Genomic DNA, 15,887 nt, shown 5'->3' with positions numbered 1-15,887 from the left:
CGCCGTCGGCCCGCGTCGACCCTCTCTCGTGGGCTTGCGCCCACCTGCCGAACAGAGGGACTGCCATGGCTCATGCAACACATCCGAGACGCGAGCAGTGGTCCGGTCAGCGCGGCTTCATCCTGGCGGCCATCGGCTCGGCGATCGGGCTCGGCAACATCTGGCGCTTCCCGGGCGTCGCGTACGAGAACGGGGGCGGCGCGTTCCTCATCCCGTACCTCATCGCCCTGCTGACGGCCGGCATCCCCGTGCTGCTGTTCGACTACGCGATCGGGCACCGGTTCCGCGGCTCGGCCCCCACCGCGTTCCGCCGGCTGGCCCAGCGCGCCGAGCTGCTCGGCTGGTTCCAGGTCGCGATCTGCTTCGTGATCATCCTGTACTACACGGTGATCATCGCCTGGTCGGCGAGCTACCTCGGGTTCTCGTTCACCAAGGCGTGGGGCGACGATCCGGCCGGGTTCTTCACCGGCGGCTTCCTGCACGTCGCGTCGACCCCCGGCGTGAGCCTCGACGTCGTCCCCGGGGTGCTGTGGCCGCTGCTCGCCGTGTGGGTGCTGGTGCTCGCGGTGCTCGCACTCGGCGTGCAGAAGGGCCTCGAGCGCGCGAACGTCGTCGGCCTGCCGGTCCTGGTGGTGCTCTTCGTCGCGATGGTGATCCGCGCGCTGTTCCTGCCTGGGGCGATGGACGGCCTGAACGCGTTCTTCACGCCCGACTGGTCCGCGCTCACCGACCCGGGGGTGTGGATCGCGGCGTACAGCCAGATCTTCTTCTCGCTGTCGGTCGCGTTCGGGATCATGGTCACGTACTCCTCGTACCTCAAGCGCAAGACCAACCTCACCGCGACCGGCCTCGTCGTCGGCTTCGCGAACTCGTCGTTCGAGCTGCTCGCCGGCGTCGGGGTGTTCGCGGCCCTGGGGTTCATGGCCAACCAGAACGGCACGACGATCGCCGAGCTCGACGGGATCAGCGGGGTCTCGCTCGCGTTCGTCGCGTTCCCGCAGATCATCTCGATGATGCCGGGCGGGCCGATCTTCGGGGTGCTGTTCTTCGCCTCGCTCACCCTCGCGGGCCTGACGTCGCTGCTCTCGCTCCTGCAGGTCGTGTCCGCGGCGTTCCAGGAGAAGTTCGGGCTGAGCATCCGCCAGGGTGCGATCCGCGTCGGGGGAGCGGCGGCGGTCGTCTCGCTCGTGCTGTTCTCGACGACGACAGCGCTCCCGGTGCTCGACACCGTGGACAAGTACATCAACGAGGTCGGGATCGTCGCCTCGGCGATCCTCGCGACCGTGCTCGTCGCGTGGGTCCTGGGTCGGCTGCCCGAGCTGCAGCGGCACCTCAACGCCGTCTCGACGCTGCAGCTCGGCGGGTGGTGGCGCTGGCTGGTCGGCGTCGTGGTCCCGGTCGTGCTGCTGATCATGTTCGTCTCGGGCGTGATCGACCTCGTGGCCAACGGCTACGGGGACTACCCGCGCTGGTTCTCGAACACCCTCGGCTGGGGCATGCTCGCGGCCGTGGTCGCCGGGGCGCTCGTGCTCGACGCGCTGCGTTGGCGCCGCAGCCCCGACGAGTTCGTGCCCGACGCGCTGCCCGACGTCGTCCCGTCCGCGACGGCCGCGCCGCGCTCGCCCCAGACCCGAGAGGAGCTCGTGCGATGACCGCGACAGCCCTGATGGTGCTCATCGTGTCGCTCAGCGTGGTGTGGGGAGGCCTCGTCGCGAGCGCGCTCTACCTGCGCCGGCACCCCGAGGAGGAGGACGCCGGCGATCCCGGCGACGTCATCGGCCCGTTCGTGTTCTACGACCTGTAGGTTCCGTGAGCCCGAGCAGCACCGCCAGGCGCCCGATCTCATGGTCGAAGAACGCCGCGTAGTCACCGATGACGTTGTGGCGGTGCCCGAACAGCTCGAACGACACCGCGCCGAACAGGTAGGTCCAGGCCATCAGGCCGCGCACGAGCAGGTCGGCGGGGATCTCGGGCGGCACGGTGGTGCGCACGGGCTCGAGTGCGCGCTCGACGGCGGCCGGTAGCTCTGGATGGTCGGCCGGGTCGTAGCCGCCGCTCGCCATCAGGTCGCCGAGCAGCGACCCGAGCAGCAGCGGCACGCGAGACGCCGGCCCGATCGTGTCCTGCGGCGCGGCGTAGCCAGGGATCGGCGACCCGAAGATGAGCGTGTACTGCGCCGGGTGCGTGACCGCCCACTCGCGCACGCCGTGGCAGATCGCCAGCCAGCGGTCCTCGACCGACCCCGCGTGCACGGCCGCCTCGGCGGACTCCGCGGCGACAGCCAGGGCGGTGTAGCCGTCGATGATCAGCGCGGTGAGCAGGGCGTCGCGGTTGCGGAAATAGCGGAACAGGGCCGACGACGCCATCCCCATCTCGCGCGCGATGCCGCGCAGCGAGAGCGCTGGCGCGCCGCCGTCGGCGAGCTGGGCGAGAGCGATCACCTTGATCTCGCTCGTGAGCTCGGTGCGCACGCGTTCGCGCGCGTTGCCGGGGGCCGGGTGGGGGGCCGACGGCGCTGGGGGCTCGGTCATGCGTCCCAGTATCGGCCAAACCGAGAGCGATGGCAACAAACGAGAGCGGTGCTCTTGACAGGGTCGCGTGCGCCTGGCACCGTCGATGTCGAAAGCACCGCTCGTGCGCCGTACCGTGCCTCGGCACCGCGCCCGGCGGTGGACTCGTTGCCGAGGGAGAACCAGATGTCCAAGCACGTCGTCGTCGGCGCCGGCCCGGTCGGAACCGCCACCGCGCACCTCCTGGTCGACCGCGGTGAGGAGGTCGTCCTCGTCACTCGGTCGGGGTCCGGTCCTGAGCACCCGGCCGTGACGCGGGTCGCCGCGGATGCGTCGTCGTCTCCCCGGATGGTGGAGCTCGCGGACGGGGCGGTCGCCCTCTACAACTGCGCCAACCCGCCGTACCACCGGTGGCCGACCGACTGGCCGCCGATCGCGAGCTCGCTGCTCACCGCGGCCGAGCGCTCCGGTGCCGTGCTCGTGACCGTGAGCAACCTCTATGGCTACGGACCGGTGAGCGCCCCGATGACGGAGGACCTACCGCTCGCCGCGACGGGCTCGAAGGGCCGGGTCCGGGTGCAGATGTGGCGCGACGCACTCGCAGCGCACACCGCCGGCCGGGTGCGAGCGACCGAGGTTCGCAGCGCGGACTATGTCGGTCGAGGTTCGGAGAGTCATCTTGGCCGCGCGGTCCCGAAGCTGCTGCGCGGCCGCAACGTCACGGTGATGCGGAGCGCGGACACCTTGCACACCTGGACCGCGGTCGACGACGTCGCGCGCCTCCTGGTCACCGTCGCCGGTGATGAGCGTGCGTGGGGTCGCCCGTGGCACACGCCGAGCAACCCGCCGCGCACGCAGCGCGAGGCTCTCGATGACCTCGCCCGCATCGCCGGCCTGCACCCGGTGAAGGTCAGCGAGTACTCGCCGACGCTCATCCGCGCGATGGGCCTGTTCAACCCGATGATGCGCGAGCTCCCGGAGGTCGCCTACCAGCTCGAGCAGCCGTTCGTGCTCGACTCGACGGCCGCCCAGAAGACGTTCGACCTAGCCCCCACCGACTGGGAAACAATCCTGAAAGAGGTCATCGATCATTACCGCAGCCGAACCTGACCCCGCCCCCGGCCTGTCCGGCGCGCCCCTGTCAGGCGGGCCCGACCGGCTGGCGCAGGATCGTGCGGAACTTTGCCGGCTCGACGCGGCGGAAGTCGCTGAAGTAGATCTCGTGGTGCTTGCCGGTCATCGTCAGGCCGTGGGCCGGGATGAAATCGTGGTGCATCGCGTCCAGCGTCGGCCCCTCGTAATCGAACGAACCGAGGTGCAGGGTCTGCACGCATCGGCCCTCGTCGAGCGTCTCCAACCGCGCCCTGGCCGGGCTCGACAGGTCGCTCTTCGCCGCGACCTGCGCCTGGACGTCGGCGAACAGCTCCGTGGTGATCCAGTCGGGCGCCAGGATCATCAGGGTCCAGGACCACGCTGACTTGTCCCGTTCGGCGGTGAAGGCCAGCTCGCTCTCGGCCCACCACAGTCCCTCGAGCGGCGGGACGACGTAGTCGCGGTCCAACTCGCGCTTGCTCGCGAACTTCAGCCCGTACGAGAGGGGGTAGAGCCCCTCGACGGCTTCGGCGAAGTCGCTGGACGCGTTCGGGTCGCCGTGCCCGTCGAGCATCACGTACTGCAGCACGGGTACCTCGAGGATCCGAAAGACGCCGTGCTTGGCCTGGAAGGAGTCGAGGGACTTCTTGAGGTCGACCTTCACCCCGAGACCTCCGCATCACGCCGGCGCACCGCTCGCCCGTCAAGCCTGGCACCGCCTGCGTCGTCGCGCAGCCCGAGGAACGCACCGAGCTCGGCGAGACCGTCGGGCCGGGTCGGCAGGTAGTCGGTCAGCGCCGGCGATCGCACGACGATCGCGCACCACATCCCGCGGGAGATCGCGACGTTGATCCGGTTGCGCGACAGCAGGAACTCCATGCCGCGGGGTACGTCCTCGGCCGAGGACGCCGCCATCGACACGATCACGACCGGTGCCTGCTGCCCCTGGAACTTGTCGACCGTGCCGACACGTACCGCGGCGAGCCCGGCCTGGTCCAGCGCGCGCCGGATGGTCCACCGCTGCGCGTTGTAGGCGGCCACGACGACGACGTCCGCCGGCGCGAGCGGGCGCTCCTCGCCGTCCCGCCACGGTCGGCCGACGACGGCGGTCACCTGCCGCACGACCTCGTCGGCCTCCTCGATCGAGGCCACCGCGTTGCCGGCGTGCTCGACAAGAACGGTCCGCACCCCGGGGAGCACGCCCTCCAGCGCGCGCTCGGCAGTGACCGGCATGGAGGTGAGACGTCCCTCGTAGGAGAGGCGCGACACCGCCCGGCACAGGTCCGGGTGCATTCGCCAGGTCTGCGCGAGGAAGTAGCCGAGCGTGTCCGGGAGGGTCTCGTGACCGTCAGCCAGCCAGCCGAGCGCGGAGCCGTCCACGGGCTCGGGGTGCTTGCCCTGGCTGACCTGCGGCAGCTGCTGCGGATCGCCGAGCAGCAGGAGGTTGCGGGCCGCCGCCGAGACCGCGACGGTGTTGGCCAGGCAGAACTGCCCCGCCTCGTCGATCACGAGCAGGTCGAAACCCTCGGCGGGCAGCCGCTGGGCGTTCGTGAAGTCCCAGGCCGTGCCGCCGACCACGAACCCCTCGGCCTGCGCCGCGTAGAACGCGTCGAACGCGCGGTTGTCCTTGAGCGGTTGCCAGGGCGCGATCCCGAGGGGGGCGACCGCACCCTGCGCCGGCTTCTTGCCGACCTGCACGGCCGGGACGCCCGCGGCGCGCACGGCCGCCAGCATGTTCTCCACGACCGCGTGCGACTGCGCCACGACGCCGATGCGCCAGCCGCGCGAGACGAGCCCGGCGATCACGTGCGAGCCGGCATACGTCTTGCCCGTCCCGGGCGGGCCCTGCACCGCGAGATACGAGTGGTCGAGGTCGAGCAGGGCTGTGGTGATCGCCTCGATCGCGGCGTGACCTCCGTCGCCGACGGCGGGCAGCGGTCGCCCGCTGAGCGTGCGCGGCGGCACCCGGCGCAGGAGGTCGAGGGCGCTCTGGTCAGGCAGCGTGATCTCTCCGGGCGTTGCGGCCAGCGTGGCGACCACTCCGTCGGCCAGGTCTCGGATCGCCTGGCGCACCGACGCCGAGTTGGGCGGCGCGGACGGTCCGAGGCCCATCGGTGTCTCGGTGTGCCGGGCGAACGAGGCCGGCAGTGACTCGTCGACGATCAGCACGTCCTGCTCGGCGGCGCCGCGGTCGATCGCACCCGCGGTCACCCGGACGACCTTGCCCCCCGTCATCCAGCCCCGGCTCGCACCGGTGGCGACCTTCGCGGCCTCGGGGAGCGGGGCGTCGAACAGCGTCACGACCTCGGCCCCGGCCCGCAGCTCGCTGCCCGGTTCGAGCCTGCCCGTCAGGCGCAGGCGGCGTCGGGCATTGCGCTTGCCCGGGGGGACGGCCCAGTCCTCGAGCACCTCGGCGTGATCCACGACCAGCGTGCCGCGCGGCTCGGTCCAGTCCTGGGGATCGGAACGCAACCGGTCGAAGTGCCCCCACCAGAACGGCGTCTCCTCGCGCCAGTGGTACCCGAGCGACGCGGCGAGCATCGCGATCGCCTGCTGGTCGTCGGTCCGCTCGGCGGCCGGTCCGTCGCCGACGAGGGCGAGCAGCGCCTCGGCGGTCTCGTCGCGTTCGGGCGGCAGGGCATCGACGACGACGGCCTCCGCAGCGTCCGGCGTTCCCGCGGGAACGTCACTCGCCGCGGCCGGCGGCAGGCCGGCCGCCGTGGCGAGGAGCCAGTCGCGCAGGCGCAGGGTCGAGACGCAGTCGTCCTCGTTGTAGTCGGCGATGCGCTGCATCCTGGCGGTGAACCCGTCCGGACCGTCCAGGTCCCCGTCGTCCCGCACGGCGCACGCGTCGGCGTACTCGACGATCGACGCCGCCGCGTTGGTGACGTCACCCGTGCGCGGTGGCATGTACAGGGGCTCGAGCTTCTTGATGGAGTACGACTCCTGACCCACGCGCAGGCTCGCGCGCACGGTCGTGTACAGGTCGACCAGCACGCCCTCGCGCAGCAGGTCGGCCACCGCCTCTTCCCCGACGCCGTGCCGCCCGGCCAGGCGCTGCAGCGCGGTCTTCTCGTAGGCGGCGTAGTGGTAGATGTGCAGGTCCGGGTAGCTGGCCCGGCGTGCGGTCACGTAGGCGAGAAAGTCGAGCAGTGCCTTCTTCTCCTGTGCGCGGTCGTGCGCCCAGAACGTCCGGAAGACCGGCTCGGTGCCCGGTGAGGTCGGTTGCTCGACGACGCCGAACAGGTACTCCAGGCCCCAGTCCGTCGATCCGGCTTCCGCCCAGAGCGGGTCGCCCTCGAAGTCGAAGAACAGATCGCCCGGGTCGGCCGGCGGCAGGGCGCGCACCACCTCGGGGGCGAACAGGTCATGCTCCACCGCGCCGTCCGCCCGTTCCCGCTGGCGCACCTGGAGCGCGGCCTGGGCCCGGAGCCTGGCCAATGTCGCCGCCCCGATCTTGACCGTTGCGCTCGTGCTCACCTCGGTGTCCGTCTGGTTACCCGTCGCGTCCGCGCCCGCGGCGAGCTCGTCGATCGTGGTGATGCCGACCTCGCGCAGCCGGGTCCGCTGCGTGCTGCGCATCCCCGCGACGAGCAGCAGGTCGTGGGTGCGGACGATCTCCGGGGTGCACACCTCGCAGCGCCCGCACGCGCGCAGGTGCGGGTAGTGCGGATCGGCCCAGGTGACGGCCGCGCCGGCGGCATGGTGGGTGTCGAGCAGGGCCTGCAGGCGGGCGCGGCGGTCGCGGTACACCGGCAGCAGGTCGGCGAGGCGATGGCTCGTCGTGCTGCGGTCGCCGAGCACCAGGTGGACCTGGTCGGCGGGCGTGACGCCGGCGGTGATCAGCTGGTCGGCGTAGGCCGCGAGCTGGAGCAGGGCCGTGACCTTCGCGTGCCGGGCGAGCTTCGTGTCGTAGACGGCGTAGACCGGCGCGGCCCCAGAGCGGTCGGGCTCGCGGACCAGGAAGTCGGCCCAGCCCCCGAACCGGCCGTCGAAGAACCCGGCCTGGTAGACGACGTCGGCGCCCGTGCGCAGCGCGGCGAGGGTCTCGGCGTGCTTGGCCTCGAGGGCGCTCCGATCCGTCGCCAGGCCGTCACCGGGCCGCGCGATCTCGACGACGCCCGTCCCGGCTACCGGGTCCCACAGCCCGAACGTGTCGCGGTACCCCTGCAGAACCGACTTCTCGTGCGCGTCACCGAGGGTCGCGGCGCGCGCCAGCATCGCGTCGGCCGTGAGCTCGAGCGGCGCGATGCGCCCGAGCTTGGCGTCGAGCGCGCGCAGGAGGGCGAACTCGCACGTCGCGGCGTTCGCGAGGTCGCTCGCGCTGTACACGAGGTCGCCGTCGCTCAGAAGGAACATGAGGCGAGGGTAGTGACAGGCTCCGACACTCCTCGGCGAGCGGGCGAAATCGGTGCCGGATCGCTCATGCCGCCACCGTTTGCCCCGATAGGCACCACGATAGAGACCTGCCCGCGCTCGGATCGCGGTCCACCCCGGAGAAGGATTCCATGCACGACACGACCGCCGTTCCGGCCACCAATCGCCGCACGAGCGCGTGGAAGTGGCGCTTCGTCGCTGTTGTGATCGGCCTCGGAGTGCTCGCGGTCCTGGTGCCCGACGGCGCGTCGTCCCGCTGGGCGGCGCTCTCCGGGCTGGCCGTCCTCGCCTCGGCCGTCGCCTCGGTGGCGCTGGTCCGGCGCGCGGGGCGCCACGTCCGACCGTCGTCGGGCCCGGAAGTCGACGTCGTGGTCGCTGATGCGGCTGTCGATCGCACGGCCGAGGCGGTCCCGGTGGACGGTGCTGCCGCCCCCGCGCCCGTGGCGCCTGCGGGTGCTGTCCCTGCTGTCCTTGCCTTCACCGCCGTCGCTGCCGTCGCTGCCGTCGCTGCCGTCCCCGCTGGTCCGCAGGGGCGGGATCGAGCCGAGCTCCTGGCGGCGGGCGGTGATGCCCTGCACGAGTTCCAGGCGGAGGCCACGTGGGCCCGTCAGCAGCGGCCCGCCACGCCGTCTCTCGACCCCGCAGAGGGCGATCTTCCGTCCCAGCGAGGGACCGTGACGCCCTCCACCGCTGCGGCGGACTCGCCTCCCCCCGTCACGCACTGGGTCCCGCTCGACGACGACGCCATGCCGAGCCTGCGCTCCGGGTGGCCGTTCGGGTCGAGGACCGGCGAGCACGCACCGACCGAACGACCGACGGTCGGTCGCTGACGCCTCCGCCGGCAGGTCGAGCGAGCCACGCTCGGACGACACTGCGGAGGATTTCCTTGAGAAGGCTCGCGCGCGCCCTCTGTTGACACACGTCTCGAAGCCATCCTCCGGCGTCGCCGAGATTCCCTCACATGCCCTCCCGCACGGCCGAAGTGGACGGCAGATCCGCACGTGCACCGTCTCAGGGGGAAACCATGGCCGGACAGCTCGACATCGATGCGCGACGGGCGACGGAGGCCGGGGTTCGCCCCGCGGCGGAGCCGCGCGGTCGCGGCGGCCGGCTGGCGAACCTGTCGTCCCTGACGAAGATCATGGGCGCGGTCGTCTGGTCTGTCCTCGCGCTCGTCGTGCTCGCGATCCAGGCCGGCCCGGACCCGCTCGTCCTCTCGGTGGCAGCAGTCGGTGCGGTGCTCTCCCTTGCCGCGGGGATGTCCCTCGCCCGTCGGGAGCGGGCGGTGCTGGCGCGGATCGAGTTCGTCGCCGAGGGCCTCGCCACAGGGGACCTCACCCGGAGCACCGGGTTGGCCTCGCGCGACGAGCTCGGTCGAGCTGCCGCGGCGATCGATCGCGCCGCGGCCCAGCTGCGCGGATCGACCACGTCCATGCAGGCAGCGGCTCAGCTCATCGCCGCCGAGGCGGCCGGCTTCGCGCTCGCCAACGCCAAGGTCTCGGCGGGATCGCAGGAGACCAGCGCGCACGCCGGGTTCGTGGCGGCCGCGGCGGAGGAGGTGTCGGTCCACGTGCAGACGGTGGCGGCCGGCACGGAGCAGATGGGCGCCTCGATCCGGGAGATCGCCGACAATGCGCACGAGGCGGCAAAGGTCGCGAACCTGGCGACGGAAGCGGCCGCAGCGACGAACGCGTCCGTCGGGCGGCTCGGGGTGTCGTCGCAGGAGATCGGTGACGTCGTCAAGACGGTCTCCTCCATCGCCGAGCAGACGAACCTGCTGGCGCTCAACGCCACGATCGAGGCAGCCCGGGCCGGCGAGGCCGGCAAGGGGTTCGCCGTCGTCGCCGGCGAGGTCAAGGAGCTGGCCCGGGAGACCGCTCGGGCGACCGAGGAGATCACCCGACGGGTCGAGGCGATCCAGGTCGACACCGCCGACGCGATGTCCGCGATCAGCGAGATCTCGGCGATCATCGCGTCGATCAAGGACTTCCAGCTGACCATCGCGTCCGCGGTGGAGGAGCAGACCGCCACGACCAACGAGATGTCGCGTTCGGTGAGCGACGCGGCGGCGGGGTCGGGGAAGATCGCGGCGATGATCACAGCCGGGGCGACTTCGTCGGCCGGGCTGGCGGGCATCCGGGTTCAGATGGGCAACTCCGTGGCCGAGCTCTCCCGGCTCTCGGTCGACCTGCAGGCCACGGCGGGCGCGTTCATCGTCTGATCTGGCTGGGACGCGGGCGCAAGCGGCGCGCGCAGCACGGGCGTCATCTGCTGAGATGGGTCGATGACGCCCCGCGAGGACGAGCCTGGTGACTTGAGCGACCTGGAGTCGAAGTTCAACGCGGTCATCGCGGGCCTCGGGCTCAACGAGCTGCGCGACCTTGCCGCTCAGGTGGTCGGCCTGGGGCGTGACGGAGCCGCCCAAGAGCCGACGACACGTCGTCGGCCACCCCGCGCGGAGCCGGCGACCTTCGTGCTCACGATCGACCTGGACGACGCCGACCCGCGCATCTGGCGCCAGCTCGAGGTCGCCAGCGACCTCCGCCTGGACGCGCTGCACACCGTGCTGCAGGTGGCCATGGGCTGGACCGACTCGCACCTGCACCAGTTCGCGTCCGGCGACTCGTACCAGGACCCGATGCTCGAGCGGTTCCTCACAGCCGCGGACCTCGAGGAGGGCGAGTCCGGGGTGCCCGAGGCTGACGTCCGGTTGGACGAGCTGGTCCAGGACGTCGGCGACTGCGTGCTGTACACCTACGACTTCGGCGACGGCTGGGATCACACGGTCCGGCTGGACGCTGTGCGTCCCCTGCCCGACGGCGATTCCCCGTCGCGCTATGCGGTGGGCGCGCCCGCGCGCTGCCTCGACGGGGCCGGCGCCTGCCCGCCCGAGGACTGCGGCGGGGTGTGGAACTACCAGGAGCTCGTGGCCGCCGCGGCGACGCCCACGACGCTCGACCCGGACGAGCGTGCGGCGCAGGACCGACTCCTGGAGCACTACTTCCCCGGTGTCCCCCGGTCGCGGATCGCCGACGCCGCCGCGCGATTCGACCTCGACGAGGTGAATGCCGAGCTCGCGCGCCCGCCGCTGCCGAAGCCGATCGCGGACCTCGTGCGCCGGGCCCACGGTCCCGGCGAGCTCGACCTGGCCGACATGCTGGCGCGGGCCCGGCTCGACGGCCCCGTGCTGATCGACACGGCGGTGGCCGAGCGGATGGTCGCGCCGTTCGCGTGGCTGGTGCGGCACGTGGGCGCCCGAGGCCTGCCGCTGACGGACGCCGGGTACCTGCGCCCGGCGGACGTCGTGGCGGTCGCCGACGCGATCGGGATCACCGACGAGTGGTTCGGCGCCCCGAGCCGCGAGAGCCAGACCTATCCGGTGCTCGAGTTCCGCCGGGCGGCGCAGAAGCTGGGCCTGCTGCGGGTCGCCCGGGGTCGCGTGCACGCCACGAAGGCGGGCGTGAAGCTGGCGGACGACCCGGTCGGCCTGTGGTGGCACCTCGCGACGCGGCTGCCGCTCAGCGGTGCGCCCTACGGGCACGACGCCTGCCTCGTCGCGCTGCTGGCCATCGCCGCCGGTGCCGGTCCCGCGGCTCAGGCCGCGGTCATGACGGCGATCGGTTGGGAGCGGTTCGACGGCGAGCCGATGACCGTGGCCGACGTGCGCGGGGACGCGCGCGAGACGATCGGCGTGCTGGAGCGGCTCGGGGCGTTCGCGCCGCGGGCCGTGGGGGACGGGTGGAACGGGCCGACGACGCGCGACGGTGCGACGTTCGCCCGCGCCGCGCTGCGCGCGTGGCCGTGAGGTGGCTCGCGGCGGCTCGCGGGCCGTCGCGACCCGGTCCTGCCGTCAGCCGCCCGCCCGGATCAGCACCGCGACCACGAAGTCGGACGCGTCCGTGAACGGCCGCAGGTCCCACGTCGAGAAGACCCCGTCCAGACCGAGGGCGGCCTGCTCGATGTCGGCGAAGAACTCCTCGAACGCGTAGCCGCGCCCGGCGCCGAACCCGACCACGACGCGCCCGTCCGCGTGGACGTGCGAGCCCAGGCGGCGCAGGACCTCGACCTCCGTCCCGGGGGCGAGGAACGTCATGACGTTGCCCGCGCAGATGGCGATGTCGAACTGTTCCGGCACGCCCCGCGTCGGCAGGTCGAGCTCGGCCAGGTCGCCGACCAGCCAGGCGGACCCGGGGTGGTCCGCCTGGGCCGCCTCGATGAGCACCGGGTCGACGTCGACGCCGACCACGGTGTGCCCGCGCGCGGCCAGCTCCGACCCGACGCGGCCCGGGCCGCAACCGGCGTCGAGCACGCGGGAGCCGCGGGGGATCATCGCGTCGATCGTGCGCGCCTCGCCGGCGAGGTCGGCCCCGTCGGCGGCCATGCGGCGGAACCGCTCGATGTACCACTGCGAGTGGTTCGGGTCGGCGTTGGCTCGGTCTTCCCAGCGGGTGGCGTTGCGCATGAGGAGCAGTGTGCGCTACCGGGTGGTCGGCAGGCTGTCGCGGGCCACCGCGCTCGCGTTCTCGAGCACGTCCGTGATCTGGGTGCCGATCAGCTCGTGCCGCTCGAGCAGCGCGTCCCGCAGCGCCTCGACGAGGTGCCGGTTGCGCGCGAGCAGGAGCCGCACGCTGTCGCGGGCGGTGTCGAGCAGCCCCTCGAGCTGGGCGCGCGCCGCCCGGTCCCCGAGGACGGCGGCGACCAGGTCCTGACCGGTCGCCATGAACGACACCAGCGACCCGGTCATGCCCGCGGCCCCGACCATCTGGGCGGCGGTCCGGGTGGCGGCGGCGAGGTCGCTCGCGGGCCCGGTGGAGGTCTGGCCGAAGAAGAGCTCCTCCGCGACGAGCCCGCCCATGGCGATCTGCACGAGCGCCCGCAGGTCGTCGGAGGAGCGGGTGTAGACCTCCTCGCCGTCGCCGTGTGCGAGCAGCCCGAGGGCCGCGCCCCGTTTGACGATGGTGAGCACCTCGAGGGTCCGGGTCGGCGCGACGAGCCAGGCGACGACGGCGTGACCGGCCTCATGCGTCGCGATCAGCGTCTGCTCGGCGCTCGAGTACCGCACCGGCTGCCCCAGGCCGACCATCTCGGTGATCCGCGCCCGCTCGACGTCGACGAACGACATCGCGCTGGCACCGCGGCGCACCGCGTTGACCAGGCCCTCGTCGAGCAGGTGCTCGATCATCACCGGCGTCCAGCCGTTCGTCGACGCGGCGAGCCGGTCACGCAGGTCGTGCCCGTCGAGCTCGACGTCGTGCGCGCGTCGGGCCAGGAAGTGGTCGACCAGCGCGCGCCGACCGTGCACGTCCGGGGCGGCGAAGGTGAGCAGCCGGTCGAACCGGCCCGGACGCAGCAGGGCGGGGTCGAGCGAGTCGGCGCGGTTGGTCGCGGCGATCAGCAGGATCGGGGCGCGCACGGGCTTGCTCTGCTTGAGCTGACGGTCGGCCGGGAGCAGCAGGTTGAGCTGCGCGAGGAAGCTGTTGGCGAGCCGGGCCAGCCCGGTCGGCTCGTCGAAGGACTGCATCTGGACGAGCAGCTCGTTGACCACGCCGCCGGTGCCCTCGCTGACCACCGCGTTGCGGACCAGACCCGGGAAACGGCCGTGCCGGAGCGACGACCCGAATCCGGACCCGACGCCCGAGCCGTCGTCGGCCGCGAGGACGCCCCCGCGCCGCGTGGCGATCGCGTCGATCTCCTCGATGAACCCGATCGCGCCGCCCTCGGCCCGCGCGGCCTTGCGCAGGGCCGCGAAGTACGACCGGATCTTCTTCGCGGTCGCGCCGTAGTACATGGACTGGAAGGACGTCGCGGAGACGAACAGGAACGGCACACCGGCCTCGGCGGCCATGGCCTTGGCGGTCATCGTCTTGCCCGTGCCGGGCAGGCCCTCGAACAGCAGGCCGCGGCGTGGTGTGCCGCCCATCTGGTCGGCGAACCGGCGGTGGGTCTGGAAGAGGTCGATCGACCGCTGCACGTCCTCCTTGATCGGGTCGATGCCGATGACGTCGTCGAGCGTCACGTCCATCTGCTCGGGGCGGTAGGTCAGGTGCGGCGAACGCCCGGCCATGACCTGCGTGCCCACGAGCAGCGCGATCAGCGCGACGAAGAACGCGACCGGCGCGATGACCAGCGGGTCGATCGTCGGCATCGGCGGGATCGGCTGGCGGCCGGTGAGCGGCATGACGATGAGGTAGGCCTCGACCACGATCACGACGGCGGCCAGCCGGTAGACCCGGCGGCGGCGGATGCGCTCGCGGTCGAGGGCGATGTCGTGCGATCTGGCGCGGACCGGCGGTGCTGGGGGGTGTGGCACGCGCGTTCTCCTTCGTGCGGAGCACGGGCGTCAGGATCGACGCATCGCGGGAGATCGCGATGATGGACTGTACGTCACAAACGGACAAGTAGGACGATTGCCGCAGGAGGCCGGGTCGGGCGGGGCTCGCGCCGGCTCAGTCGAGCGGGTCTTGGTCGAGCGGGACGTCGTCGAACCCGCTGGCGTCGAGCAGGTCGGCCACGAGCCAGCCGGCCACGTCGTCCTCCTCGATCACCGCGCCCCGGGCTGCCATCGTGGTGGCGAGAGCGGGGTCCCACGGTGACGTCGCGGTCGCGCCGCGCAGGGTCAGCTGCTCGCGGTCCGTCGTCGCCTCGGCCAGCTCGCCCACGACGAGAGCCGCCACGGCCTGGGCGTAGTCCATGGCGCTGAACCGCCACGGCGTCCACGCGACGCGCTCCGCCAGAGCCGAGCCGGCCCGCAGCCCTTCCCAGTCGAAGTCGCCATGGAACCGCACCTCGGCGCCGGCGCCTGAGAGTCGTTCGAGCAGCTCGAAGACCGCGGCCCCCGGCGGGCCGTCGGTGCACACGAGGATCGGGTTTGTGTCGGCCGGCGAGGGCGTGGTGCCGGGACCGACCCGGCGGGACGCCTCGGCCGCGACGGCGCCGACGATGCTCGGGCTGGTGCAGACGTGCACGACGCCCCCGGCGGGCACCACACCGACACCACCGGAGCGGACCTGGTCGAGGGTGAGGACGACCGGCATCCGGGCGGCGCGACCGGCGTCGAGGGCTGTGGCCGTCGCGCTGGCCTCGACGACCCCCCGGTTCCGGGCGAACGTATCCCCTGGGATGCCGAGGCCCAGGACCGTCGCCGACACGGTCGACGGGAGCAGGCCGACGCTCGCCCAGGTCTCGCGCCGTGAGGAGATCCCGGTCGCGCCGGGGGCGAGCGCGCGGACGGCCTCGAGCAGCAGGTTGCTCAGGGGGCGCGTGCGATCGAGCGCGTGCGCGTCGCCCGTGATGCGGCGCGCGAAGACCGCGAGCGGTTCGCGACAAGTCGGCAGGGCGCACAGGCAGGCGGCGGCGTCGGCGGCGAGCCGTCGGGCCGCGACCGGGTCGGACCCGGCGGCCCGCTTGAGCCGACCGTCCGCGCACCACGTCCGCCACCACGTCTCCAGCGCCGGGAACGCCAGGAGCGCGGGGGTGAGCCCCGCGGCGGCCCGCACCCAGGCGGCGTCCACGACGTCGTTCTCCCGTGGCCAGGTCGCGACCGGGCCGGTGAGCGCCAGGACGGCGTCGGCCAGGCCATGGGTCCAGGTGCCCCGGCCGAGCAGGTCCTCCAGCGCGCCGAGGTCGACGCGCAGGATCTCGCTCGTGCGGCGCGGGGGCCCCACCAGGCGGAGCGCCCCCGCGCGCTGGGCATCGGTCGGCTTGCGCAGCTGGACCGTGCCCGACAGCGGGCTCGTGTGGCCCGTCGCGATCTGGCCACGCACCCGCAGCACGAGCCATTCGACGTCGGCCCCGCCGAGCAGGCGGCGCAGGCCGGTGAGGTCGCCGCCCGACGACGTCGTCGCGATCCTCGTGACTGTCTGCTCGGCCGCGGGGATCACGACGATCAGCCTTCCATGCCCGGACCCG

12 protein-coding genes are annotated in these 15,887 nt (G+C 72.7%); 6 read left to right on the top strand and 6 right to left on the bottom strand.

Annotation, left to right across the window (positions count from 1 at the left end):
- Positions 1–65: 65 nt before the first annotated feature.
- Positions 66–1,652, top strand: a complete 1,587-nt coding sequence (locus VTA80_RS08385) for a sodium-dependent transporter (RefSeq protein WP_407344931.1) — start codon at positions 66–68, stop codon at positions 1,650–1,652.
- On the top strand, positions 1,649–1,804 hold the full coding sequence (locus VTA80_RS08380) for a methionine/alanine import family NSS transporter small subunit (RefSeq protein ID WP_407344930.1): 156 nt from the start codon (positions 1,649–1,651) through the stop codon (positions 1,802–1,804). The genes VTA80_RS08385 and VTA80_RS08380 overlap by 4 nt, the downstream gene beginning before the upstream one ends.
- Here the strand turns inward: VTA80_RS08380 and VTA80_RS08375 are convergent.
- Positions 1,773–2,531 carry a TetR/AcrR family transcriptional regulator gene (locus VTA80_RS08375; protein WP_407344929.1) on the bottom strand — a complete coding sequence of 253 codons (759 nt, stop codon included), beginning with the start codon at positions 2,529–2,531 and terminating at the stop codon, positions 1,773–1,775. The genes VTA80_RS08380 and VTA80_RS08375 overlap by 32 nt on opposite strands.
- 165 nt (positions 2,532–2,696) lie before the next feature.
- Between VTA80_RS08375 and VTA80_RS08370 the strand changes: the two genes are divergently transcribed.
- A complete protein-coding gene (locus VTA80_RS08370; protein ID WP_407344928.1) occupies positions 2,697–3,620 on the top strand; it encodes an NAD-dependent epimerase/dehydratase family protein in 924 nt (307 codons plus the stop codon).
- 31 nt (positions 3,621–3,651) lie between these two features.
- On the opposite strand, the gene VTA80_RS08365 is transcribed toward VTA80_RS08370, so the two are convergent.
- A complete protein-coding gene (locus tag VTA80_RS08365) occupies positions 3,652–4,266 on the bottom strand; it encodes a GyrI-like domain-containing protein (RefSeq protein ID WP_407344927.1) in 615 nt (204 codons plus the stop codon).
- Complete coding sequence (locus VTA80_RS08360) at positions 4,263–7,961, bottom strand: TM0106 family RecB-like putative nuclease (RefSeq protein WP_407344926.1); 3,699 nt, start codon at positions 7,959–7,961, stop codon at positions 4,263–4,265. Before VTA80_RS08360 ends, VTA80_RS08365 begins: the two co-directional genes overlap by 4 nt.
- 149 nt (positions 7,962–8,110) lie before the next feature.
- Between VTA80_RS08360 and VTA80_RS08355 the strand changes: the two genes are divergently transcribed.
- From VTA80_RS08355 to VTA80_RS08345, 3 genes are all read left to right on the top strand, one after another.
- Positions 8,111–8,809 (top strand): hypothetical protein, encoded by a 699-nt coding sequence (locus VTA80_RS08355; protein WP_407344925.1) that lies wholly within the window; start codon positions 8,111–8,113, stop codon positions 8,807–8,809.
- Positions 8,810–9,003: 194 nt separating this feature from the next.
- Complete coding sequence (locus VTA80_RS08350; RefSeq protein ID WP_407344924.1) at positions 9,004–10,200, top strand: methyl-accepting chemotaxis protein; 1,197 nt, start codon at positions 9,004–9,006, stop codon at positions 10,198–10,200.
- A 93-nt stretch (positions 10,201–10,293) separates the two neighbouring features.
- Positions 10,294–11,784 carry a plasmid pRiA4b ORF-3 family protein gene (locus tag VTA80_RS08345; protein ID WP_407344923.1) on the top strand — a complete coding sequence of 497 codons (1,491 nt, stop codon included), beginning with the start codon at positions 10,294–10,296 and terminating at the stop codon, positions 11,782–11,784.
- Between the two features lie 45 nt (positions 11,785–11,829).
- On the opposite strand, the gene VTA80_RS08340 is transcribed toward VTA80_RS08345, so the two are convergent.
- The 3 genes from VTA80_RS08340 to VTA80_RS08330 form a co-directional block, all read right to left on the bottom strand.
- Complete coding sequence (locus tag VTA80_RS08340; RefSeq protein WP_407344922.1) at positions 11,830–12,441, bottom strand: class I SAM-dependent methyltransferase; 612 nt, start codon at positions 12,439–12,441, stop codon at positions 11,830–11,832.
- Positions 12,442–12,456: 15 nt separating this feature from the next.
- Entirely contained in the window at positions 12,457–14,289 is a 1,833-nt protein-coding gene (locus VTA80_RS08335) for an AAA family ATPase (protein WP_407344921.1), read from the bottom strand.
- Positions 14,290–14,425: 136 nt separating this feature from the next.
- Positions 14,426–15,859, bottom strand: a complete 1,434-nt coding sequence (locus VTA80_RS08330; RefSeq protein ID WP_407344920.1) for a TIGR02679 family protein — start codon at positions 15,857–15,859, stop codon at positions 14,426–14,428.
- Positions 15,860–15,887 lie beyond the last annotated feature (28 nt).

The sequence above is a fragment of the Pengzhenrongella phosphoraccumulans genome (assembly GCF_045689905.1).
GTDB lineage: Bacteria > Actinomycetota > Actinomycetes > Actinomycetales > Cellulomonadaceae > Pengzhenrongella > Pengzhenrongella phosphoraccumulans.
The sequence above is the reverse complement of the archived record's forward strand: the minus strand, read 5'-3'. Positions and strand labels throughout refer to the sequence as shown.

Bases quoted from the DNA above. Each gene is read 5' to 3' on its own strand.
- VTA80_RS08385 (WP_407344931.1), top strand. From the start codon at position 66: ATGGCTCATGCAACACATCCGAGACGCGAGCAGTGGTCCGGTCAGCGC.
- VTA80_RS08380 (WP_407344930.1), top strand. From the start codon at position 1,649: ATGACCGCGACAGCCCTGATGGTGCTCATCGTGTCGCTCAGCGTGGTG.
- VTA80_RS08375 (WP_407344929.1), bottom strand. From the start codon at position 2,531: ATGACCGAGCCCCCAGCGCCGTCGGCCCCCCACCCGGCCCCCGGCAAC.
- VTA80_RS08370 (WP_407344928.1), top strand. From the start codon at position 2,697: ATGTCCAAGCACGTCGTCGTCGGCGCCGGCCCGGTCGGAACCGCCACC.
- VTA80_RS08360 (WP_407344926.1), bottom strand. From the start codon at position 7,961: ATGTTCCTTCTGAGCGACGGCGACCTCGTGTACAGCGCGAGCGACCTC.
- VTA80_RS08355 (WP_407344925.1), top strand. From the start codon at position 8,111: ATGCACGACACGACCGCCGTTCCGGCCACCAATCGCCGCACGAGCGCG.
- VTA80_RS08350 (WP_407344924.1), top strand. From the start codon at position 9,004: ATGGCCGGACAGCTCGACATCGATGCGCGACGGGCGACGGAGGCCGGG.
- VTA80_RS08340 (WP_407344922.1), bottom strand. From the start codon at position 12,441: ATGCGCAACGCCACCCGCTGGGAAGACCGAGCCAACGCCGACCCGAAC.